Raw genomic sequence first — 22969 nt, 5'->3', positions numbered from 1 at the left:
GCGAAGTGTGAAGAAATCAGTCTGGGCCTAACCACAGTGCTGGCGACCGATGACAGGGGGGGGTGAATGGTGGAGCGGCATCAAGGAGGAGCCCGCAGGGCGGTGGACAGCCGCGTAAGCATTCACCCCCCCTGTCATTGGTCATCACCCATCACCCATCACCCATCACCCATCACCCATCGATCCTGCCAGGGACGCAACGCCGCGCCATCCGTCAAGTGGACGTGGCGAATGCCGACGTCTGTTATTTACTCAAACACGATGGCCTGTTGTGATGACCCCGAACCTCAACCGATCGCCGCTCAGCGCTAAGGCGTCGGCCGCCCAATCCCTTGCGTGCCCTGCGCCCGGGCTGACAGATAGGCGTACAGATCGGTGATGTGGGCGCTCACACGTGGCTCGCCTTGCCAGGCGGGCATGGTCAGCAGGGGGCCCTGGCGTTGCAGGATCTGATCGACCAGTTGGTCCAGTGCGGCGCCTTCTTTGCGGGCCTGGTCGGGCGGCAGTGCCCAGTCATAACGCTGCAGGACCAGTCCGACAAAGCGGCGCGGACCCATGTCGCGCATCGTTGTGAGCAGGTTGGGTGCCTGGCCCATGCCCAGCGCGTCAGGACCGTGACAGGCGGCACAGCGGTCTTGAAACACGCGCCAGCCGATGTAGACCGAGCCGGGTGCCTGGGCGGCCCGGGCCAGTTCTTGGGCGGGCTGCTTGTTTTCCAGTTCGACCGCGCAAGCAGCCAGCATGACCGCCGTGACGAGGGCGCCGGCACGCCAGGCGCGTTGGGCAGAAAGGGCTTTGAAGAGGGTCATGGTCATCTCCCGGTGGTGGTGTCTGCGGCCTGGCGGTGGGCTGGCGGTCAGTGTAGGGTCAGTCCAGTGCGCCTTGCAAGGTGGTGGCGGGGGCCTCATCTGCGGTGCAAACGCGGTTGCGGCCGGACTGCTTGGCGTAGTACATGGCTTTGTCGGCCAGGTGCAGCACTGTTTTGGTGTCGGCGATGTCGGCCGTGATGGCCACCACGCCCAGGCTGATGGTGAAGTACACGGTTTGCCCGGCTTCCACGGCGGGACTGAGCTGCACCGCGTGGCGCAGGCGCTCGGCCAGCTGGATGGCGGCTTCGGTGCTGGTGCCGGGCAGCAGCACGGCAAATTCTTCGCCGCCGAGGCGGCCCAATGAGTCCACGCCACGCAGGCCTTCGCGCAGCACGGCCACCAGGTGTTTCAGCACCGCATCGCCCACCACGTGACCATAGGTGTCATTGACCTGTTTGAAAAAGTCAATGTCAAGCATCAGAAGCGAGGCCTGTTCGCCATAGCGATGCACCCGCGCCAGCTCGGCCTGCAGTTTCTCCAGAAAGCTGCGGCGGTTATCGGCCAGGGTCAGCGGGTCCTGGTAGGCCATTTCACGCAGCATGATCTGCTGGTTTTTGGTGTCCGTGATGTCAATGACAAAGCCGCTGAAGTGGGTGATGTCGTTGTCCCTGCTGGATGCGCCGGGTGTGGCCGAGGTCTTGAGCCAGCGCAGTTCACCCGAGGGCAGCCGGAAGCGGTACTCACATTCATAGCCCAGGCGCGTGGCGATCGCGCCGTCCGTGATCGCCTGAAAAGTGGGTCGGTCATCCTCATGAATGTGCTGTGCGAATTGCGGGTAGTCGGCCAGCAGCACCTCGGGGGCGATGCCGATCAGGGTCTGGCTGTAGGGTCCGACGTAGGTGACCTGAACGACGCCTGAGGCCGACACGTCATAGTCAAACAGCATGCACGGAATGGTGCGTGCCAGTTGCTCAAAACGTGCGTTGCTGATGCGCATGGCGCGCTCGGCTGCCTCGGCCTTGGCGCTCAGGCGCGCGGCGCTGCGCTGGTGGCGCCGCAGCGCCCACGATGACAGCGCCGCGATCATCAGCCACAGGCAGATCAGCACCGTGGTGATTACGCGCCAGGAGGCATAAACCGCGGCGGTGTCGCGCGAGGCCACGGCCACAAAACGGTGGGTGGCGCGCAGGTTTTCCAGCCCCACGGTATGGGCCACCGCAATCCGGGCTTTGCCGTTTAAGCCGCGGCCGATGTGATCGGTCTCCGGCAAGCCCGCTTGGAGGTGCTCATGGAAAAACGGAATACTGAGCGCACGCTGCGTTGGCTGCACCGGCAAGTCGGGCGGGGAGGTGACATAAATCTGTCCTTGGTCGTGGATCAGTGTGACCCGCATGTCACTGGCGTAACGCAAGTCTTTCAACAGCGACTCAAAGTGGCCGGGCGACAGCGTGGCCACCACCACCCCGCCGAACGCCCCGTTGGGCCGGATGATGGCGCGCGACAAGGTGACCGTCCAGATGTTCAATACGGTCTGGTAGGGCGGTGCAATGTGCAGCCACAGGCCGCGTGTGTCGGTGGCGGCTTGTTGAAAGAAGGCACGCTGCGAAAAATCCATGCCCAGCACTTCGGGGCGGTTGGACAGCTGGCAGAGACCGTTGGCGTCGATCACCGCAAAAGAGCGGACGCCGGGCACCATGTCGGCCACGCGCTGGAGGTGGTCATGGGCATACGGCAGGTAGCCGTCTGGCCCGCGCCAGCGTTCCACGCTGGCAGCCAAGGTGCGCAGCGCCGCATCGGCCGACTGGATCTGGCTGGTCAGCAGTTCGTTGGCCACCCGCGTCTGGGTTCGCAACTGCTCGCGCTCACTGCGGTCGACTTCCGAAATCTCGCGCCACTGCGCCGCCGCCATGATCACGCCCAAAGCGGCCAGCACCAAACAGAGCAACAGCCATTGCCCCTGGTTCTTCTTGCGCAGCGGTGTGGTGTCTGGGTGAGGTGCCATGCACGACCTTCGTAACAATCCGGCACAGCATAGCGATAACCTATGACCTTGCCTAGCTGCTGGCCACCAACACAGGGGGCCTCTCCTTTGGCGGGGTCGTTTTGGGTGCCGCTTGTCGGAGCGCGGCTGGCCCGGGGGGCTCAGCCGCGCCGAAGTTGCGCCAGGGGCAGCTCGGTGCTGCTTTTGATGCTTTGCAGCACGATGTTGGAGCGGATGCTGCCCACGCCCTTGATGCGTGTGAGGCGGCGCAGCACCGACTCGGACAGGTCGTTCAGGCTGGCGGCCATGATCTGCAGGATGTAGTCTGACTCACCCGTCACGGCAAAACACTCGAGCACCTCGGGGAAGGTGGCCATCTCGCGCTCGAAGGCGGCGCCCTCGTCATCGCCATGGCGCAGCAAGGTCACATAACTGATGGCGCGCACGCCCAGGCCGATTTTTGCCGGATCCAGCAAAGCCACGGTGCGCCGGATGATGCCGCTGGCGTGCAAGCGGGTGATGCGCCGACTGACCTGCGACGGCGACAGGTGCACGGCCTCGCCCAGTTGCTGGTGGGTGGCATCCGCGTTCTTTTGCAAAGCGTCCAACAGTGCTATATCGAACTTATCCAGCAAAGAATCATCGGACATGGTGTTTTTCATGCACGAATTCTGCGCCTTTGGCCCAAATTGATCAATAGTTTGCAACCCTGTTGCAGCCAGTTTTGACTACGATGAAGGCCTTGTTCACCCGCCACAGCCTGACCCCACCTACCGCACCCGCCATGAATTACACCGCCACCCAACTCGCTGCCGCCACCCCGGTCACCTTGGCGCACCGCCCCCATGAGGACGTGCAGGCGCTGTTCACCGGCACGCTGTTTGTGGCCTTTGGGGTGCTGATGTTTGGCAACGCGGGTTTGCTGACAGGCGGCACCACCGGCCTGGCCCTGTTGATCCACTACACCCTGGGCTGGAACTTTGGCGCGGTGCTGTTTCTGGTGAACGTGCCGTTTTATGTGCTGGCCTGGCGGCGCATGGGGCGCGGGTTCACGCTCAAAACGGTGTTGGCGGTGGCGTTGTTGTCGGGCTTGGTCACCTTGCTGCCCAAGGTGGTTAGTTTTGGGGTGTTGTCGCCGCTGTTCACCGCGGTGATGGGCGGGCTGCTGATGGGCGTGGGCATTTTGATGCTGTTTCGCCACCGCGCCAGCCTGGGCGGCTTCAATGTGCTGGCGCTGTTTTTGCAGGATCGCTTTGGCTGGCGCGCCGGGCGGGTGCAGATGGTGATGGACGCGGCGGTGTTGCTGGCCGCGTTTGCCGTGGTGGACTGGCAGCACGTGGCGCTGTCGGTGTTGGGTGCGGTGATGTTGAACCAGACCTTGGCCACCAACCACCGCAAGGAGCGCTACGTGGCGCTGTAGCGGCAACCTTGCCAGCTGCCCCGGCGCGCCAGCTCGGCGGTAATGCGCGGGGCCAGTTCACTCAGACGCAGGTTCCAGTCGGGCGCCAGTTTTTGCGAAGGTGGCACCTCGCTGCCCACCCGTTGCAGCAGGATGCGCGGCGACAGGCGCTCAATGAAGTCGGCCAACAGGCTGATGCATTCTTCCTCGCCCAGCAGCGGCACGGCCTCTGGGTTTCGCTGCCAGTCGCGCGCCAGCAAGGTGCCGCGCACCACCTGCAGCTGATGGATTTTGAGCGCGTGGATCGGCAGCCCAGACAACCGCCGGGCGCCATCGAGCATGCTGTCCGTGGATTCACCCGGCAGGCCCAGCAGCAAGTGCGCCGTCACGTCCAGGCCACGCTGTGCGGCGCGCTCAATGGCATCCACGCTGGCGGCAAAGCTGTGGCCGCGGTTCACGTGCGCCAGCACCGCGTCATTGCACGATTCGACGCCAATCTCCAGCTCGATGATCTGGCTGCGGCTCAGCTCGGCCAGGTAGTCCAGCACGGCGTCGGGCAGGCAGTCGGGCCGGGTGCCGATGGCCAGGCCGCTGATGGCCGGGTGCGCCAGCGCTTCTTCATAACAGGCGCGTAACCGCTCAAACTCGCCGTAGGTGTTGCTGTAGCTCTGAAAGTAGGCCATGTAGCGCTGCGTGCCGGGGTAACGCCTGCGCAAAAAATCCAGTCCGGCGTCCAGTTGCCCGGTGATGGACTGGCTGCCCGTCAGATACCCCGGGGTGAAACTGGCGTTGTTACAGAAGGTGCAGCCGCCTTTGCCCAGCAGCCCGTCGCGGTTCGGGCAGGTGAAGCCCGCCGCCACCGACACCTTTTGCACCCGCCCCCCGTAGCGGGTTTTGACGTGGTCGTTCCAGGCGTTGTAGCGGCGTTCGCCAAAGGGGCAGGGCGTTTGTTCGTTCATGAAAGCAGGTTGGGGTAGGTCGCGGCGGCACGCAGTATGCCCGTCAATCGTGGGCACACCGCACAAATCCGCGATCTCGCCGCCAACGCAGCGACGCCGGGTGGATGCATCGTAGCGGGGTGGTTCACACGCGGCGGAAGGTCCGCGACCTGGGCTGGGTTGGCACTGATATTGCTAAGTTGACGTGAATCAACCTGTTTTTTTAACGAGGCCCCCATGCGCAAACGCACTTTTCTTCACACGTCCATCGTTCTGGCATCTGCCTGCTTTTTTGGCCAGGCGCAGGCGCAGACCACGCCCATCAAGTTCCAGCTGGACTGGCGCTTTGAAGGCCCCAGCGCGCTGTTTCTGACCCCTGCGGCCAAAGGCTACTTCAAGGCCGCCGGGCTGGATGTGACCATTGATGCCGGCAACGGCTCGGGCGGCACGGTCACGCGGGTGGCCTCTGGCGCCTACGACATGGGCTTTGCCGACCTGGCCGCGCTGATGGAGTTCCACGCCAACAACCCCGATGCGCCCAACAAGCCCGTCGCCGTGATGATGGTATACAACGACACCCCCGCGTCGGTCATGGCGTTGAAAAAATCCGGCATCAAGACGCCAGCCGATTTGAGCGGCAAAAAGCTCGGCGCCCCGGTGTTTGACGCGGGCCGGCGTGCCTTCCCGATTTTTGCCAAAGCCAACGCGGTGACCAACGTCGCCTGGACCGCGATGGACCCGCCGCTGCGTGAAACCATGCTGGTGCGCGGCGATGTGGATGCCATCACCGGTTTCACCTTCACCTCGCTGCTGAACCTGGAAGCGCGTGGCGTCAAGGCCGAAGACGTGACTGTGCTGCCGTATCCCAACTACGGCGTCAAGCTGTACGGCAACGCGATCATCGCCAGCCCGAAGATGGTCAAAGAGAACCCGGCCGCCATCAAGGCGTTCCTGGAAGCACTGGCCAAAGGCACGAAAGACGTGATCACCAACCCCGGCGCGGCCATTGCCGATGTGAAAGCGCGTGACGGCATCGTCAACGTGCCACTCGAAACCCGCCGCCTGCAACTCGCCATCGACACCGTCATCAACAGCCCCAATGCGCGCGCGGAGGGTTTTGGCCAGATCAATGGCCCGCGCCTGTCCCTGATGGCCAGCCAGGTGTCGGACGCGTTCAACACCAAGACGCGGGTCAACCCGGATGCGGTGTGGAACGGCAGCTTTTTGCCTTCGAAAGCCGCGCTGGACGTGCTGCCCAAGAAGTAAATCACGGCTTCTTGTCTCGCTGTCAGCCCCTGGTGACCCTGGGGTTGGCGGCCTACCTCTTGATATCACTATGCACAAAGAGCCGTCTCCCTGGTTTGTCGATTTTTCAGACGTCTGGCTGGCCTACAACCATGAATTGCTGGTGGACAACCAGTTCGCCGTGGAGGCCATCGACCTGAAGGTGCGCCAGGGCGAATTCATCGCCATCGTCGGGCCCTCGGGTTGTGGCAAATCCACCTTCATGAAGCTGGCCACCGGGCTGAAGATGCCCTCCATGGGCAAAATTTTGATCGACCAGCAGCCGGTGACCGGCCCTTTGAAGATCAGCGGCATGGCGTTCCAGGCGCCGTCACTCTTGCCCTGGCGCACCACGGTGGACAACGTGTTGCTACCGCTGGAAATTGTGGAACCCTACCGCAGCAACTTCAAAGCCAAACGCAAGGAATATGAAGAACGTGCGCGCAAGCTGCTGCAAAAAGTGGGGCTGGGCGGTTACGAGGACAAATTCCCCTGGCAGCTTTCCGGCGGCATGCAGCAGCGCGCCAGCATCTGCCGGGCGCTGATCCACGAGCCCAAGATGCTGCTGCTCGATGAGCCCTTTGGTGCGCTGGACGCCTTCACGCGCGAAGAACTGTGGTGCATCCTGCGCGATTTGTGGACCGAGCAGCAATTCAACGTGATCCTGGTCACCCATGACCTGCGCGAGAGCGTGTTCCTGGCTGACACGGTGTATGTGATGAGCAAAAGCCCGGGCCGCTTTGTGGTGCGCCGCGAAATCGACTTGCCGCGCCCGCGCGACCTGGAAATCACCTACACCAAGGACTTCAGCGACATGGTGCATGAACTGCGTGGCCACATCGGCGCCATGCGCCAAACTGGTGCGCCGGTGCCGCAATGACAGACGCAAGGTGATCACATGAACAAAAAACAAATGGAAATCTGGTCGCCCTGGCTGCTGCTGGTGGCGGTGATTGTGATGTGGCAGATCTTGTGCTCGGCGTTTGCCGTGTCGGAGTTCATCTTTCCGAGCCCGTGGCGCATCTGGACCCAGTTCTGGGAATTTCGCGACACCATCGCCGGCCATGCCTGGCGCACCTTCTGGGTGACGATGGTCGGTTTTGGCATCGCCATTGTGGTGGGGGTGTTGCTGGGCTTTGTGATTGGCAGTTCGCGCTTGGCTTATGCGGCGGTGTATCCATTGATGACGGCGTTCAATGCCTTGCCCAAAGCCGCGTTTGTGCCGATTCTGGTGGTGTGGTTTGGCATTGGCGTGGGCCCAGCCATCCTGACGGCGTTTTTGATCAGCTTTTTCCCGATCATGGTGAATATTGCCACCGGCCTGGCCACGCTGGAGCCGGAGCTGGAAGACGTGCTGCGCGTGTTGGGGGCCAAGCGCTGGGACGTGCTGGTCAAGGTGGGCTTGCCACGCTCGATGCCGTATTTTTACGGCTCGCTGAAGGTGGCGATCACCCTGGCGTTTGTGGGCACCACGGTCAGTGAAATGACCGCCGCCAACGAAGGCATCGGTTACCTGCTGATCAGCGCGGGCTCCAGCATGCAGATGGGTCTGGCCTTTGCCGGCTTGGTGGTGGTGGGCGCGATGGCGATGGTGATGTACGAGCTGTTCAGCGCCATCGAGAAACACACCACCGGCTGGGCGCACCGCGGCTCGCAAAACCATTGATCATGACCATCGCCATGACCCCCGAGCAAGCCAGCTGCCAGTTGCGCCGCGCCAACGACGTGGCCCGGCGGGCGCTGGCGCAGGGACATCACCCGTTCGGCGCGATTCTGGTGGCGCCCGATGGCGAAACGGTGCTGCTGGAGCAGGGCAATGTGGACGCTGTCAACCATGCCGAGGCGGTGCTGGCCCGCACCGCGGCGGCGAACTTTGCGCCTGATTTTTTGTGGCACTGCACGCTGGTGACCACCGTCGAGCCCTGTGCCATGTGCGCCGGGACGCAGTATTGGGCGCACATTGGCAACCTGGTGTTTGGCATGACCGAGCGGCATTTGCTCGAAATCACCGGCAACCATGCCGAAAACCCGACGCTGGATGTGCCGTGCCGCAGTGTCTTTGCCGCCGGACACAAAAACATCCAGGTGCTGGGTCCGGTGGCCGAGGTCGAGGCCGAGATCGCCGCCTTGCACCTGAGCTTCTGGCAAGCCTGAATCGTCTCCAGCCCCGTCTGCTTCACGGCCGACGCCTCACAGCCTGGGCCAGATGGCGGGCCACCTGAGGCCGGCTGACCATAAACTTGACCCATGACCTGGCACGCCCAACTCGACATCGACTACACCGTTGAACAGAACCGCACCGTGGCGCGGCACAGCCACACCGGCCCGCTGCGGGTGCTGCAAAGCCTGTACCCCGAGGGCGATGCCACTTGCCACAACGTGCTGGTGCACCCGCCCGGCGGTCTGGTGGGTGGTGACACGCTGGACATGCGCATCAGCGCCAGAGGCCTTGCCCATGGTCTGATCACCACACCGGGTGCCACGCGTTTTTACCGTTCAGCGGGTGAGCTGGCGCTGCAGCGCACCCACATCAGCCTGGCGGACCAGGCCCGGCTGGAGTGGCTGCCGCTCGAGGCCATCGCCTACAACCAGTGCCGGGCTGAAAACCGCTTGACCCTGAACCTGGCCCCGCAGGCCGAGTTCATCGGCTGGGACGTGACCGCGTTCGGTTTGCCCAGCGCGGCGCTGCCGTTTGAGCAAGGCAGTTATCTGCAACACATCGAACTGCCCGGTGTCTGGCTGGAGCGTGGCCTGTTGAACGCGGCGGATGCCCGCCTGATGAACGGCCCGCTGGGGCTGGCCGGGCAGCGCTGCATGGCCTCGCTGTTTTTTGTCGCGGGCACCGCGCTGGACCGGCAGCGCCGGGAGCGGGGTCTTGAGCTGGCGCGGGACATGCTGGCCAGCCACAGCTTGTGCGGCACCGCCGGTGCGACCTGCCCCAACAGCCAGGTGATGGTGGTGCGGGTGCTGGCGCCCTTGGTGGAACCTGCCGTCCAACTGCTGCGCCAAGTCTGGCTGGGCTGGCGCGCCCATTTCTGGCAGCTATCCGCCGTGACGCCACGCATCTGGTCCACCTGACTGGGCAACCAAGCGCCTACACTGCAGTTTTGACCCCACCTGAGAGGCCCCGTGTGACCCTATGAAATGGAAGATGTCCCCCAATTCGCTGTTTGCGATCTTGCTGCGCTCACCGTGGTGGGTCAGTTTGTTGATTGTTCTGGTGTTTGTGATGCTTTGCGGGGCGCTGCTGCCCGCCGAGTACCTGGTCTTTGGCCTCATGGGGGCGTTTCCGTTTCTGGGGATTGGTCTGTACCGCGCGTGGCAGCAGCTGCAGGCGCCCAGCCCGAAACGTGTGGCCTTGGCGCTGGAGCGTGCGGGCACGATGCCCTGGCGGGATTTTTCGGCCGTGCTGCAGCAAGCGTACAAGCGCCAGGGATATGACGTGACCCTGCTGGGTGGCCCGACGGCCGACCTCAAGCTCACCTTGTCCGGCCGCACCACCCTGGTGAGCTGCAAGCGCTGGAAAGCCGCCAGCCACGGGGTCGAGGCCTTGCGCGAACTGGTGGCGGCGCAACAGACGCTGGCCGCCGATCAGTGCAGTTACATCAGCCTGGGGGCGGTGTCTGAGCAGGCGCAGCGTTTTGCCAGGGACAACGGCATCACGCTGGTCTCGGGTCAAGCGCTGGCGCAACTGATTCTGAGCGATGTGTGAACCCGGCTCGCCCTTGGGTCAGCGTTCATGAGGCCCTTGCCTTGTCCCTTGAAACACGCCGTCCTGGCGCTGGCTTGTCTGGTCTTGGCGCCGTCGGTCTGGTCGGCGGCGTTGCTGCGCTGCGAGGTCACCTACGCGGGCAGCACCCAAGTGTTTGAAACAGGTCCGGTGGCCGACCCGTACCCGGTGCCCTCCCGTGACATGGGCGGGCGTTTCTGGTTCAAACCCGTCATGGTGGGGCAGGGCGGCCGCGTGGACTATGTCAAGCTTTACGCCTACCTGGACACACCCAAGCAGCCGGTGCTGATCCATGAGGCGGTTCACCTGCCGCCGTTCCAGACAGGCGCCACACCCTACGCCCTGACCGGCACGCACCATCTGTACGCGGGCCCGGTGGAGCGTGAGCTGATTTACAGCTGCACCTTGCACGGGGTTCAGCCATGAGCCCGGTCATCCGCGCATTGGGTTACCGCTGGCTGGCGGCGGCGCTGCTGCTGCTGGGGTGCGCCGCAGCGTGTGCGGCGGATGATGCCGCGCCGGTCAGTCTGGTGTTTGTTGGAGACATCGTGCTGGACGACACGGCGGGCGAGATGATTCGCCGTGGCAAAGACCCCTTTGCCAACTTTGCGGACGTGTTTCAGGCGGCGGACATCCGCTTGGGCAATCTGGAATGTGTGGTGGCCACGGTGGGCTCGGCCGGTGCCAAAAATTTCACCTTCCGGGCGCATCCGCGCACGCTACCCGTGCTCAAGCGCCACTTTGACGCACTGGCGCTGGCCAACAACCACTCGGGCGACTTTGGCCGCGAGGCGTTTGCCCAAATGCTGGGCTTGTTGAAGCAGTCGCAACTGGGCTACTTTGGCGGTGGCCACAACTTGAGCGAGGCGCACACCCCACTGATCATCGAGCGCAAAGGCCTGCGGTTGGCCTTGCTGGGTTACAACGAATTCATGCCGCGCAGTTTTGAGGCTGATGCCAACGCCCCTGGCGTGGCCTGGAGCGAGGACGAGCAGGTGGTGGCCGACATTCACAAGGCGCGCACGGTTTACCGGGCCGATCTGGTCATCCCGGTGATGCACTGGGGCTGGGAGAACGAACTCACCGCCAACCCGCGCCAGCGCCAGTTGGCCCGCCTGATGATCGACGCAGGTGCCGATGCGGTGATTGGCGGCCACCCGCACGTCACCCAAGACATGGAGCACTACCAGGGCAAACCCATCATCTACAGCGTGGGCAACTTCGTCATGAAAGAAACCGACAACGCGCGCCAGCGCCAGGGCTGGGTGCTGCGCCTGCGACTTGACAAGCAAGGCGTGACCGCCTTCGACACCCGCGTGGCGGCCATCAACCTGGATGGCATCCCGACGCTGGACCCCACCGCTGCCAGCCCGTGCTGGCAACGCGGGCAGGAAGCGGTGGGCGTTTGTCAGCCGACGCAATGAACTGGCTGACTGGCCGAGTGCGAGGGTGTCAGCGCGGGCGAATCTTTGGCATGGCTGTCTGGCTGTCATGGCGGGCCACGTCCCGCCACGGAAGTTAAATCGCCACCATCTGGCGCACGCCATCGGCTTCCATGGAGGCGCCCAGTCCCTGCGCCTTGATGGCGCCGCGTTCCATCACCACGTACTGGTCGGCCAGCTCCTGGGCAAAATCGTAGTACTGCTCCACCAGCACAATCGCCATGTTGCCCCGGTCGGCCAGCATCCGGATCACACGGCCAATGTCCTTGATGATGCTGGGCTGGATGCCCTCGGTGGGCTCGTCGAGCATCAGCAGTTTGGGGCCTGCCGCCAGCGCCCGCGCAATGGCGAGCTGCTGCTGCTGTCCACCAGACAAGTCACCGCCACGACGCTGCAGCATCTGCTTCAAGACCGGAAACAGCTCGAACAACTCGGGCGGAATGGGTGTGCTGGCCGGTTTGTAGGCCAGGCCCATGCGCAGGTTTTCTTCCACCGTGAGGCGGGCAAAGATCTCGCGACCTTGCGGCACAAAGCCGATGCCGGCGCGGGCGCGTTCATACGGTGTGGCGTTCTGGATGGGTTTTCCGTCCAATTCAATCGTGCCGGTTTTGATCGGAATCAGGCCCATCAGGCTTTTGAGCAGGGTGGTTTTGCCGACCCCGTTGCGGCCCAGGATGACGGTGACTTTGCCCAGACTGGCTTGCAGGCTCATGTCGCGCAGGATGTGCGAGCCGCCGTAGTATTGGTTGATGTTGGTTGCGGTCAGCATCTGTTTTTATCCTTTTTTTGTTTTAGCGTGCGCTGGCTGGCCGGGTCTCGCCCCGGCGGGTGAATTGCTTTGATTGAGTTTGCCTGCGCGGCCGGCGTTTGCCGGGACATGCGCCCGGCTGCGCACTCACTTTCTTTTGCTTCGCCAAAAGAAAGTAAGCAAAGAAAAGGCGAGCCGAATGCGTCGTCCCGAAGCAAAGCTTCGGGCACGCTGCGTTGCTCGGTCCGGGCGGGGTCTCGCTCGAACTCGGCTATCGCCTCAAACAATCGCGAGCCCTGATCCGCCCAGCCCTGCGCTACTCGCCGACGCACCACGGCGCAGTGCGCAGCACTGCTCGCCCGGCTGCGCCGGGCATTGCAGCGCTTTGGGCTGCCAGCGCGCTGCCGCTGGCGCAAAGTGGCGCAAAGCGCCACGAGCAGTTGGTCCCCAGCCCCTTCTGTATGCGCCTGAGGTGTGGCGGGTTGGCGGGAAAAAGAACCGCGATTGTCTGAGGCGAAGCCGAGTTCGAGCGGTTCCCCGCCAACCCGCCACACCTCAGGTTGCCCGAAGCTCTGCTTCGGGACGCAGACAGTGGGGTCGCTTTTCTTTTGCTTACTTTTCTTTGGCGAGACAAAGAAAAGTGAGTGCGCAGTCGGGCGCACAACCCGACACCAGCGCCGCCGGGCGCACACCCTGGCAAACCCGCCCGGCAGGGCCAGCCCGTCTGGCCAAGACAAAACACTACCTCCCAAGATACACCTCAATCACCCTCTCATCCGCCTGCACCTGCGCCAGCGTGCCCTGCGCCAACACCGACCCATCACACAACACCGTCACGATGTCAGAAATCGTGTTGATGAAACTCATGTCATGCTCCACAACCATCAGCGAATGTTTGCCTTTCAAAGACAAAAACAGCTCGGCCGTGCGTTCGGTTTCCTCATCGGTCATGCCAGCCACGGGCTCATCGAGCAGCAGCAATTTGGGGTCCTGCATCAACAACATGCCAATTTCCAGCCATTGTTTTTGCCCGTGGCTCAGGAAACCCGCCTGGCGCGACACACTCTCGCTCAGGTGGATGGTGTGCAACACCTCGGCCAGCCGGTCGCTCTGCGTGCTGTCGAGCTTGAACAACATCGACTGCGTGACGGCCTTGTTGGTTTTGAGCGCCAGCTCCAGGTTCTCAAACACCGTGAGCTGCTCAAACACCGTAGGTTTCTGGAACTTTCGGCCAATGCCCATCTGGGCGATGTCGGCCTCCTTGTAGCGCAGCAGGTCAATGGTGCTGCCGAAAAACACGCGGCCCGCGTCTGGGCGGGTTTTGCCGGTGATGATGTCCATCATGGTGGTTTTGCCCGCGCCGTTGGGGCCGATGATGCAGCGCAGCTCACCCGGGGCAATGTCCAGACTGAGTTGGTTGATGGCCTTGAAGCCGTCAAAACTGACGCTCACGTCTTCCAGGTACAGGATGCGGCCGTGGGTGGTGTCCACCTCGCCGGGAATCGTCAGGCGGGAAAACGCGGCGGTGCGGCCACCTGATTCGGTGTTGCCGGTTTTGGGCGGGTGCGCCGCGCGGTAGGCATCCAAGTGGCGCGCGTTTTGCTCCATCAGCTCGGGGGTCATGCTTTGTCTCCTGATTTGGCGGCTGCGGTTTTGCTCAGACGTTTCACCAGCCCGACCACGCCATCCGGCAGGAATAACGTCACACCAATGAACAGCGCGCCCAGAAAGTACAACCAGAATTCGGGGTAAGCGACGGTGAGCCAGCTTTTGGCGCCGCTGACGATGAAGGCGCCCAGGATCGGCCCGATCAGCGTGGCGCGCCCACCGACTGCCGCCCAGATGGCGATCTCGATCGAATTGGCCGGGCTCATTTCACCCGGGTTGATGATGCCCACCTGCGGCACATACAGCGCACCAGCCACCCCGCACATCATGGCCGAAATCGTCCAGATGGTGAGTTTGTAGCCCAGCGGGTTATACCCACTGAACATGACCCGCGTTTCTGCGTCACGCACCGCCTGCAACACCCGGCCAAACTTGCTGTTGATCAGCCAGCGCGCCATCAAAAAGAAACCCAGCAGCGTGACACCGGTCAGCACAAAGAGTGTCATGCGCATCTCTGGCGTGGCAATCGGAATGTCCAGAATGCGTTTGAAATCGGTGAAGCCGTTGTTGCCACCAAAACCGGTCTCGTTGCGGAAAAACAGCAGCATCGCGGCAAAGGTCATCGCCTGGGTGATGATGGAAAAGTAGACACCCTTGATGCGCGAACGGAAGGCAAAGTAGCCAAACACAAACGCCACCAAGCCCGGCACCGCAATGATCAGGAACAGCGTGGCGATGAAGCTGTCAGAAAACGTCCAGTGCCAGGGCAGCTCTTTCCAGTCCAGAAACACCATGAAGTCGGGCAGTTCGCTCTTGTAGTTGCCGTCCGTGCCGATCTGGCGCATCAGGTACATGCCCATGGCATACCCACCCAGCGCAAAAAACAGCCCGTGGCCCAGGCTCAGGATGCCGGTAAAACCCCAGATCAAGTCCATCGCCAGCGCGCAAATCGCGTAACACATGATGCGGCCGACCAGGCCCACGCCGTAGTCACTCAGATGGAAGGCGCTGTCTGCGGGTACCAGCAGATTCAGTACCGGCGCCACTGCACAAACGATGATCAGCGCCACCAGAAAGGCGGCCCAGCCGGTGCGGCTCAGCAGCGGAGGATGAGAAGGAAGTGATACAGGGTTCGATGACATAGTGCGCTCAGTTTTCACGAGACCGAAGAGTGCCAGCGGGGTACAGGCCAGAAACGCCGCGGAACCGGCTTAGCCGGGCCGCTGGCGTTGCCCCCTGCAAGGGGGAAAGCGGCCACACGAAGTGGGCAGGCCGGGGGGTGTTCATACCTCGCGGCCTTTCATCGCAAAAATGCCTTGTGGCCGCTTTTGAATAAAGATGATGATGAACACCAGCACCGCGATCTTGGCCAGTACGGCACCGGCCCAGCCTTCCAGAAACTTGTTCAGGATGCCCAGACCCAGTGCGGCGTAGACCGTGCCAGCCAGTTGGCCGACACCACCGAGCACCACCACCATGAAGGCGTCCACGATGTAGCCTTGACCCAGGTCCGGACCCACGTTGCCAACCTGACTCAACGCACAGCCGGCCAGCCCGGCAATGCCCGAGCCCAGGGCAAAGGCGTAGGTGTCAATCCGTGCGGTGTTCACGCCCATGCACGACGCAATCGGCCGGTTTTGCGTGACACCGCGCACAAACAGCCCCAGGCGCGTCTTGCCAATCATCCAGGCCACACTGCCGAGTACAAAAATGGCAAAACCGATGATCACTAGGCGGTTGTAAGGCAGCGACAGATTACCGAGTACCTGCACACCGCCACTCATCCACGACGGGTTTTCGACGCCGACGTTTTGTGCGCCAAACACCGTGCGCACCAGCTGCATCAGCATCAGGCTGATGCCCCAGGTGGCGAGCAGCGTCTCCAGCGGGCGGCCATAGAGGAAACGGATCACGCTGCGCTCCAGCAGCGCGCCCATCAGCGCCGAGGCCAAAAACGCCACCGGCACCGCCGCCAGCAGATACCAGTCAAAGGCGCCGGGCAGGTAAGTGCGAAACAGACCCTGCACCACATAGGTGGCGTAGGCGCCAATCATCATCAGCTCACCGTGGGCCATGTTGATCACACCCATGAGCCCGTAGGTGATCGCCAGGCCCAGCGCCACCAGCAGCAGGATGCTGCCCAGACTGATGCCGCTGAACAGGGCACCCAGCTTGTCACCCCAGGCCAAGGCCGATTCCACCTGGCGCAGGGCGGCTGTGAGGGCGGCTTTGACGTCCGGCTCGGTCTCGGCCTCCAGCTGCGCTAGCAGCATGGTTTTGGTGTTCGCCTGGCCGCTGCCAGCCAGCAGTTGCGCGGCTTCCAGGCGTTTGGTTTTGTCGGCGCTGCCCAGCAGGGCGGCGGCACGCACCATGCCCAGTTGGTCTTTGATGCTGGCGTTCTGTTCGGTGGCCAAGGCTTTTTCGATCAGTGGCAGCTTGGTCTCGTCGGCGTCGCTTTGTAATTGTTTGACTGCGGCTGCACGCACCGTGTCGTCTGGCGAGAACAGCTTGAGCGCCGCCAGTGCCGAATCAATCTCGCCGCGCATGCGGTTGTTGTTGATCACGTCTTCGGCATCATCGGGTAAAGCCACTTCGACCTCGGTAACCGCGTCGACGACCTTGTCACCCTGGATCACCAGAATCTTGTCGCCAGCGATCTTGACGGCATCGTCCGACAGGGCTTGCAGAAAGGCTGCGGTTTTGTCGTCAGCGGTGAGCATGGCTTGGCCCAGCGCTTCAACGCGGCTGTCGGTCTCGCCAAGAGTCATGCCTTTCACCTCGTCAGCCGTCAAGGCATGAACCTGGGGGGCGAGCAGCAGGGCGGCGATGGCTAGGTAATGTCGCATGGGTTCTTTGCTTGTTTTTTATCGACCAGAGACCTTTGAAGCGGAGTTGTAGGAGCCGATGACATTGGGGCAGATGCTTCCGCGAATGTCCCCCGCCCGCTGCGCGGTCTCCTCCTTAATTTCGCTGCACCATCTGCCCCAATGTCATCGTCAGCCGACGCTGTAGGTGCTCCAAATGGGGTACCAGACCTTGGTGCGCTGATCGGTTGGCTGACTCAGGACGGCGTGGTACTCAGCGCAGCGGCATCAAGGAGAAGGCCGCAGGCCGGGGGACAGCCGCGGAGCTGAGTACCGCGACGTCCTGAGTTCACACGTAACCCCAGCCCACCTAGGCACCCAACCCAACCACCAGTTACTTCTTCGCAGGCTCGTCAGGCTTGCCAGCGTTGCCTTCGATGTACGGCGACCATGGCTTGGCTTTCACCGGGCCGGGTGTCTTCCAGACCACGTTGAACTGGCCGTCGGCCTTGATCTCACCTATGAACACCGACTTGTGCAGGTGGTGGTTTTTCTCATCCATCTTGCTCACGATGCCGCTGGGTGCCTTGAAGGTCTGGCCGGCCATGGCGGCAATCACCTTGTCCACGTCGGTGGTCTTGGCTTTTTCAACCGCTTGTTTCCACATGTTCACGCCGATGTAGGTGGCTTCCATCGGGTCGTTGGTCAAAGCCTTGTCTTTGTGACCAGCAATGCCTTTGGCCTTGGCGTAAGCGGTCCATTTGTTGATGAACTCGGTGTTGGTCGGGTTTTTGATCGATTGGAAATAGTTCCAGGCGGCAAGATGGCCCACCAGCGGCTTGGTATCCACGCCGCGCAGTTCTTCTTCACCCACGGAGAAGGCGACAACCGGCACGTCCTTGGCCTTCAGGCCAGCGTTGCCGAGTTCCTTGTAGAAGGGCACGTTGGAGTCGCCATTGATGGTGGACACCACGGCGGTTTTGCCACCGGCGCTGAACTTCTTGATGTCCGCCACGATGGTCTGGTAGTCCGAGTGGCCAAACGGGGTGTATTTTTCGTCGATGTCGGTGTCTTTCACACCCTTGGATTTCAAGTAGGCGCGCAGGATTTTGTTGGTGGTGCGGGGGTAGACGTAATCGGTACCCAGCAGCACCCAGCGTTTGGCGCCGCCACCGTCTTTGCTCATCAGATAGTCCACCGCAGGAATGGCTTGCTGATTCGGCGCGGCACCGGTGTAAAACACGTTTTTGGACAGCTCTTCACCTTCGTACTGCACCGGGTAGAAAAGCAAGCCGTTCATTTCTTCCACCACGGGCAGCACTGACTTGCGGCTCACGCTGGTCCAGCAGCCAAAAATCACGTCCACCTTGTCCTGGCCCAGCAACTGCTTGGTCTTCTCTGCGAACAGCGGCCAGTTGGAAGCCGGGTCCACCACCACGGGCTCCAGCTTCTTGCCGAGCAGACCGCCCTTGGCGTTGATCTCGTCAATGGCCATCAGCACGGTGTCTTTCAACACGGTCTCGGAAATGGCCATGGTGCCAGACAAGCTGTGCAGGATGCCGACCTTGATGGTGTCTGCCGCGTAGGCGGGCAGTGCGGACAGGGTGGTCAGGGCGACGGCAGCGGTGAGTGCCTTCAGGGTAAAACGACGTGAGTTAGAGAGTGACATGGGGGCTCCTGCAAAGTTGATGAAACCGTTGTCGCTGGCGGTGCCCGCTGTTGACAGCGGGTTGGAGGATCAGCGATGGCCTGACTTTAGGGACGCCCGCAGGTTTGGGAAATACGCCGAGTGGCGTATGCGCCGGGTCGCGGCCACGTGACGACCACCCCCCCATTATTCAAAGGTGTTTCAGAACTGAGACAGGGGGTCCATTTGACGTCAATGGACCGGTTTCATTGGCGGCACAGCTCAAGCTAACAACTGATACAAATAGTTGCAACGCATCCTCTGTTTCACCAGGTTTACAGAAGCGGGGGTATGGCGCATCCGGTTTGGCGTGCGTATTAAAAAAACCGTTTTAAAACAACAACATAGATCAATTTAATGTGCTGGCACAGGTGTTGCTGAAGAGTGCGCAGGGCGCGGCATAGGGCGGCGTCTGTTATCGGATGGCCACTACACATAGGAGAGGTTCCTCATGAACAAGACACTACTCGCAACAGCTGTTGCACTGGCATTTGGCGCAAGCACGGCTTGGGCTAACCCGACCAACACGGCGACAGTGACACTGGACCCTGCCGCAACGCCGGGGGAGGGTTCCGCATCACTGTCGCAGATGGCGTCAGTTAACCCCACGCAGGAGGGCCGGAACAACAACCAGGCCACTGAAAATGCGTCGGTGTCGGACAGCTGGACAGACAGCTCGACCTACAGCAAGACCGACACAGACAGCAGCACCAACACCAGAAACAGCAACAACACGCTAAGCAGGACCGACACAGGGTCCAACAAGGCGAAAGACCAGGCCGCTGCCGCCAACAACGGCAGCACGGCCACCACCACCAACGACAACTCCTCGGCCAGCAACGGCGATGCCAGGGCCAAGGATCAGGCCGCGTCTGCCAACAACGGCAGCACGGCATCGACCAACAGCTCTGATCAGAACAATGACAAGAGCAGCAACACCAACAGCAAAAATGAAGGTGATGCCAAGGCCTATGACTACGCCACCTCAGCCAACAACGGCGGGGTAGCTACGTCCAGCTTTACCGACTCCTTCAACACCAGCAAGGCCATTGCCAAAATTGATCTGGAAGGCAGCGTCAGCGGCAACCGGGTGTTTGACATTGGGAACGTGGCCCGGAACTACGGCACGGCCAATGGCGCCAGTGGTGGTGCAGGTGGTGCGGGTATGGGTGGCAATGGGGGCAACGCCCGGGGTGGCAGCGGTGGTGACGGCGGTGCCGGCGGCAGCGGCGGCTTCGGTGGCAATGCCGGTAACGGCGGCGCCGGTGGCTCGGGTGGTTCGGGTGGCTCCGGTGGCTCTGCCACGGCTGACAACGGCAGCGCCACTGCCGGTGACGCTTCCAATGGCAGCGCCACAGCCGGCAACGGCGGCGATGGCGGTAACGCCCGCGGTGCACGGGGTGCCAATGGGGGTGAAGCGACCGCCTATGGTGGCGACGGCAAGGCAGCAAACATGCAGTCGGCCAAGGGTTCTGACGCCACCAGCGTTGCCACGACGGGTTCGACAAGATCCTCCGACAGCGTCCGAACCGGGTCTGTGGATGATGTGAAATCGGCGGCAGACGGCGGCTCATCCAGAGCACTCGACGCAGCCATGGGTGGTATGTCCGCCTCCAAGCAAAGTGCCCGTACCGGCAGTGCCGATACCAACACCGCCACCAGCGCGGGCGGTACCAACTCCACCAATTCGGCAACAGCTGGCGCGGGCGGCGGTGGTTCGGTTGATCCAGTGGTGCCCGGCGGCAACGGTGGTGCAGCCAGAAACGACACGTCCACCACCACAGGCGGGGCAACAACCGGCGGCGCTGGTGGAGCGGCCAGCACGGGCGGCAGCACACCAACTGCCACCAACACCGGAGGTGCAGCCACCGGTTCTGCAGCGTCCACAGCCGGGGCAGCCACAGGCGGCGCGGCAACTGGCACCAGCGGTGCGGGCACGGGTTCGGCTAGCGCCACGGGCGGCGCAGCAACCGCAGGCGCAGCATCGGCCACGGGCGGCGCGAACACGGGCACAGCCACTGCGACAGGCGCTGGCGGCACAGCCACCGGTGGCGCAGGCGGCACAGCCAGCAACACAGGCGGCGCCGGCGGTGCCGGCGGTGCAGCCACCAACGGCAGCGCCTCGACGTCTGCCAGCAACGGTAGCTCGACCGCGACGGCTGGCAATGGTGCAGCCGGTGCGGGCGGTGCGGCCGGTGGCTCCAGCAATGGCGGTGCGGGTGCAGCAGGTGCCGTGGGCGCGGCTGGCGGCACGGGTGAAGGCGGTGAAGGCGGCGCAGGCGGTGTCGGCAACGGTGCCGTTGGCGGTGCTGGCGGTGCGGGCGGCGTCATCACGGTGACGACGGGCGCGTTCGATATGTCCAACACCATGACCAGCGTGGGTCAGTCGGCAGCAGGCATCATGGTGGCAACGCAAAACAGCGGTATCAACTCACTGGTGCAGAACGCTGTGAACGTGCAGGCCAACCTGAGCCTGGCCCGCACCGGACCGTGAGTCTTTGAGAGCATGCCCCGAAGGCCATTTGGCCTTCGGGCTTTTCCCCGATTCCTAGTGGAGAACCCTGTTATGGCTGCTCAAATTTCCCGGTGGTTGATGGCAGGCGCGTTGTTAGGTGGCATGCTTCATGGCCAGGTTGTCGCCGAACCCGTGTCGGATGATCATGCAAGCGCTTTGCCGCAGGAAGCTCAGACATCGGATGCCGCCGATGCAACAACGACGGTGACAGCAGTGGGCGAACTCTTCGGTGTGGCGGCTGTGGATAGCAACGCGCTCGATGCAAATCGCGGCGGTGCCCAAGTGGAAGTGCTCAACAAAAATGCCCTCGACGGTGTGGTCAGCGACAACCAGGCCTATAACCTGACGACGGGCAGTAACTGGGTCACCTCAGGCTCGTTTACAGATGCCAGTGGTATGTCCACCGTGATTCAGAACTCTGGCAACAACGTTCTCATTCAGAACGCCACCATCATCAATCTGCAGGTGCAATGAGGATGCGGGCCATGCGCACAATGCCCCGCCCCCGTTGGCTCGCCATGCTGGTGGTGACGGGCGGCTGCCTTGGGCACGCCTTGGGCGGCCAGGTGGACGTGCCGATCCAGTCCGGGGGGGCTTTCACCGTGCCGGTCGACAGCATCAAAAGCCGGACTTTCAACAACACCTTGCGCCAGCAATATGACTTCAGCTGCGGTTCCGCAGCTGTAGCCACCTTGTTGACCTACCACTATGGCTACCGAGTCAGCGAGCAGGATGTCTTTGGCCAGATGTACGCGCGTGGCAACCAGGTCAAGATCAAGCGCGAAGGTTTTTCGTTGCTCGACATGAAAAACTACCTGCAAGCCCACGGTTTTGAGGCGGATGGTTTCCAGGCCGACTTGGATCAGCTCCGGTCGTCAGGTGTGCCGGCCATCGTGCTGATCAAGGAAAACGGCTACAACCATTTTGTGGTGGTCAAGGGCATGAAAGACGGTCGTATTCTGGTGGGTGACCCGGCGTCTGGCACCCGCGCCATGCCGTATGCGCGATTCAAGGAATTGTGGGCGAATCACATCCTGTTTGTGGTGCGCAACCAGCGCCATCTGGCCCAATTCAATGCCGAGGCGGATTGGCGGGCCGCACCCCTGGCGCCGCTGGGCGGTGCCGCGTACCGTGGTGCTGCCGAGCCCATGTTCCCCAGGCGGGGTCCGTCGGATTATTAGGACAGGTCATGAAACCCAAACAGTTGGCACCCTCCGGGCGGTTTGGCAAAACGATGCTGTCCCTGGTACTGGCACTGCCGTTGGCGGGCACGCTGCTGTATGCCCACACCGGTGACACGCCCATTGATTATTCGAGTTTTCGCAGCGCGGCCGAAGTTCGCGCTGCGGCGCTCAGGCGGATTGAACAGACGATTCAGGCGTTGAGCACGCCAGGTGTCACGGCATCCGTGCCGCCCGGCGACACGCCCGCATCCGCGGCGCCCGTGGCCAGCGCCCAGGAGTCGGTCGATACCGTGCCAGCAGACGCCGGTTTGGCAGTCAGCCAGCCCGATCGGGCGGTGCAGCCACCGCAGGCGCGCAGCGTGCCTGCAGGCCAAACACCCCCCTCGCCACCTGATCCGCTGGTGGGCCGGGCTCTGGCGCTTGGGGATGCTTCACTCGATGAGGTTCGGGGTGGTTTTGACGTGCCTGGCTCCCATCTGAAGTACACCTTCGGCATTGAGCGCGCCGTGTTCATCAATGGTGAACTGATGGCCCGCACGGTGCTCAGGTTGCAGGACCTGGGCACGGTGGCCGGGCGCGGGGCGGCCGTGCAGGAACTCACAGGTGTCCATGGCGCCGCAGCCACGCTGGATGTGATCCAGAACGGACCAGGCAACCATTTCACGGCGCAAGTGGGGCCTGACATGGTCGGCACCGTGATTCAGAACACCCTGGACAACCAGAAAATCCAACACGTCACCACCATCAATGCCACGGTCAACAGCCTGCAGGTGATGCGTGCGATGTCGGTGCAATCGGCGGTGCAAAGCGGTATCGTTGATTCGATCCGGCGGTGATTTT

23 protein-coding genes are annotated in these 22969 nt (G+C 62.5%); 13 read left to right on the top strand and 10 right to left on the bottom strand.

What is annotated here, in order from left to right; translation table 11 throughout:
* Nucleotides 1-308: 308 nt before the first annotated feature.
* From LHU53_RS08105 to LHU53_RS08095, 3 genes are all read right to left on the bottom strand, one after another.
* Nucleotides 309-809, bottom strand: a complete 501-nt coding sequence (locus tag LHU53_RS08105) for a c-type cytochrome (RefSeq protein ID WP_227332136.1) — start codon at nucleotides 807-809, stop codon at nucleotides 309-311.
* A 58-nt stretch (nucleotides 810-867) separates the two neighbouring features.
* Nucleotides 868-2811 (bottom strand): diguanylate cyclase, encoded by a 1944-nt coding sequence (locus LHU53_RS08100; RefSeq protein WP_227332135.1) that lies wholly within the window; start codon nucleotides 2809-2811, stop codon nucleotides 868-870.
* A 140-nt stretch (nucleotides 2812-2951) separates the two neighbouring features.
* Nucleotides 2952-3440 (bottom strand): Lrp/AsnC family transcriptional regulator, encoded by a 489-nt coding sequence (locus tag LHU53_RS08095; RefSeq protein ID WP_227332134.1) that lies wholly within the window; start codon nucleotides 3438-3440, stop codon nucleotides 2952-2954.
* Nucleotides 3441-3574: 134 nt separating this feature from the next.
* Here LHU53_RS08095 and LHU53_RS08090 point away from each other — a divergent pair, with 134 nt between their 5' ends.
* Nucleotides 3575-4210, top strand: a complete 636-nt coding sequence (locus LHU53_RS08090; RefSeq protein ID WP_227332133.1) for a YitT family protein — start codon at nucleotides 3575-3577, stop codon at nucleotides 4208-4210.
* Here the strand turns inward: LHU53_RS08090 and LHU53_RS08085 are convergent.
* Nucleotides 4195-5148, bottom strand: a complete 954-nt coding sequence (locus LHU53_RS08085) for a TIGR01212 family radical SAM protein (RefSeq protein ID WP_227332132.1) — start codon at nucleotides 5146-5148, stop codon at nucleotides 4195-4197. The genes LHU53_RS08090 and LHU53_RS08085 overlap by 16 nt on opposite strands.
* 216 nt (nucleotides 5149-5364) lie before the next feature.
* On the opposite strand from LHU53_RS08085, the gene LHU53_RS08080 reads away from it, so the two are divergent.
* The 8 genes from LHU53_RS08080 to LHU53_RS08045 all read left to right on the top strand — a co-directional run bounded on the left by LHU53_RS08080 (nucleotide 5365) and on the right by LHU53_RS08045 (nucleotide 11565).
* Nucleotides 5365-6393, top strand: coding sequence for an ABC transporter substrate-binding protein (locus tag LHU53_RS08080; RefSeq protein ID WP_227332131.1), 1029 nt, complete (start codon nucleotides 5365-5367; stop codon nucleotides 6391-6393).
* Between the two features lie 70 nt (nucleotides 6394-6463).
* Complete coding sequence (locus tag LHU53_RS08075; RefSeq protein ID WP_227332130.1) at nucleotides 6464-7291, top strand: ABC transporter ATP-binding protein; 828 nt, start codon at nucleotides 6464-6466, stop codon at nucleotides 7289-7291.
* Between the two features lie 18 nt (nucleotides 7292-7309).
* The gene (locus tag LHU53_RS08070; protein WP_227332129.1) at nucleotides 7310-8077 is read left to right on the top strand and encodes an ABC transporter permease; all 768 of its coding nucleotides are present in this window, start codon (nucleotides 7310-7312) and stop codon (nucleotides 8075-8077) included.
* 2 nt (nucleotides 8078-8079) lie between these two features.
* Nucleotides 8080-8565 carry a nucleoside deaminase gene (locus LHU53_RS08065; protein ID WP_227332128.1) on the top strand — a complete coding sequence of 162 codons (486 nt, stop codon included), beginning with the start codon at nucleotides 8080-8082 and terminating at the stop codon, nucleotides 8563-8565.
* A 93-nt stretch (nucleotides 8566-8658) separates the two neighbouring features.
* Nucleotides 8659-9489, top strand: coding sequence for an urease accessory protein UreD (locus tag LHU53_RS08060; RefSeq protein ID WP_227332127.1), 831 nt, complete (start codon nucleotides 8659-8661; stop codon nucleotides 9487-9489).
* Nucleotides 9490-9562: 73 nt separating this feature from the next.
* A complete protein-coding gene (locus LHU53_RS08055) occupies nucleotides 9563-10123 on the top strand; it encodes a restriction endonuclease (protein WP_227332126.1) in 561 nt (186 codons plus the stop codon).
* 48 nt (nucleotides 10124-10171) lie between these two features.
* Entirely contained in the window at nucleotides 10172-10567 is a 396-nt protein-coding gene (locus LHU53_RS08050) for a hypothetical protein (RefSeq protein ID WP_227332125.1), read from the top strand.
* Nucleotides 10564-11565 (top strand): CapA family protein, encoded by a 1002-nt coding sequence (locus LHU53_RS08045; RefSeq protein ID WP_227332124.1) that lies wholly within the window; start codon nucleotides 10564-10566, stop codon nucleotides 11563-11565. Before LHU53_RS08050 ends, LHU53_RS08045 begins: the two co-directional genes overlap by 4 nt.
* A gap of 94 nt (nucleotides 11566-11659) precedes the next feature.
* On the opposite strand, the gene urtE is transcribed toward LHU53_RS08045, so the two are convergent.
* From urtE to urtA, 6 genes are all read right to left on the bottom strand, one after another.
* Nucleotides 11660-12352 carry an urea ABC transporter ATP-binding subunit UrtE gene (urtE, locus tag LHU53_RS08040; protein ID WP_227332123.1) on the bottom strand — a complete coding sequence of 231 codons (693 nt, stop codon included), beginning with the start codon at nucleotides 12350-12352 and terminating at the stop codon, nucleotides 11660-11662.
* Entirely contained in the window at nucleotides 12346-12561 is a 216-nt protein-coding gene (locus LHU53_RS08035) for a hypothetical protein (protein ID WP_227332122.1), read from the bottom strand. Before LHU53_RS08035 ends, urtE begins: the two co-directional genes overlap by 7 nt.
* Before the next feature lie 511 nt (nucleotides 12562-13072).
* The gene (gene urtD / locus LHU53_RS08030; protein ID WP_227332121.1) at nucleotides 13073-13954 is read right to left on the bottom strand and encodes an urea ABC transporter ATP-binding protein UrtD; all 882 of its coding nucleotides are present in this window, start codon (nucleotides 13952-13954) and stop codon (nucleotides 13073-13075) included.
* On the bottom strand, nucleotides 13951-15081 hold the full coding sequence (gene urtC, locus LHU53_RS08025) for an urea ABC transporter permease subunit UrtC (protein WP_227332120.1): 1131 nt from the start codon (nucleotides 15079-15081) through the stop codon (nucleotides 13951-13953). Before urtC ends, urtD begins: the two co-directional genes overlap by 4 nt.
* A 141-nt stretch (nucleotides 15082-15222) precedes the next feature.
* On the bottom strand, nucleotides 15223-16785 hold the full coding sequence (gene urtB, locus LHU53_RS08020) for an urea ABC transporter permease subunit UrtB (protein WP_227332119.1): 1563 nt from the start codon (nucleotides 16783-16785) through the stop codon (nucleotides 15223-15225).
* Between the two features lie 352 nt (nucleotides 16786-17137).
* Entirely contained in the window at nucleotides 17138-18412 is a 1275-nt protein-coding gene (urtA, locus tag LHU53_RS08015; RefSeq protein ID WP_227332118.1) for an urea ABC transporter substrate-binding protein, read from the bottom strand.
* 469 nt (nucleotides 18413-18881) lie between these two features.
* Between urtA and LHU53_RS08010 the strand changes: the two genes are divergently transcribed.
* The 4 genes from LHU53_RS08010 to LHU53_RS07995 all read left to right on the top strand — a co-directional run bounded on the left by LHU53_RS08010 (nucleotide 18882) and on the right by LHU53_RS07995 (nucleotide 22965).
* Nucleotides 18882-20924 carry an MSCRAMM family adhesin SdrC gene (locus tag LHU53_RS08010; RefSeq protein WP_227332117.1) on the top strand — a complete coding sequence of 681 codons (2043 nt, stop codon included), beginning with the start codon at nucleotides 18882-18884 and terminating at the stop codon, nucleotides 20922-20924.
* A 72-nt stretch (nucleotides 20925-20996) separates the two neighbouring features.
* Nucleotides 20997-21419 (top strand): hypothetical protein, encoded by a 423-nt coding sequence (locus LHU53_RS08005; RefSeq protein WP_227332116.1) that lies wholly within the window; start codon nucleotides 20997-20999, stop codon nucleotides 21417-21419.
* Between the two features lie 20 nt (nucleotides 21420-21439).
* A complete protein-coding gene (locus LHU53_RS08000; protein WP_227332115.1) occupies nucleotides 21440-22126 on the top strand; it encodes a C39 family peptidase in 687 nt (228 codons plus the stop codon).
* Between the two features lie 8 nt (nucleotides 22127-22134).
* Nucleotides 22135-22965, top strand: a complete 831-nt coding sequence (locus LHU53_RS07995) for a hypothetical protein (RefSeq protein ID WP_227332114.1) — start codon at nucleotides 22135-22137, stop codon at nucleotides 22963-22965.
* Nucleotides 22966-22969 lie beyond the last annotated feature (4 nt).

The organism is Rhodoferax sp. U2-2l (assembly GCF_020594515.1).
In the GTDB taxonomy this organism is placed as follows: Bacteria; Pseudomonadota; Gammaproteobacteria; order Burkholderiales; family Burkholderiaceae_C; genus Rhodoferax.
This window is presented reverse-complemented; position numbering and strand designations above follow the sequence as displayed.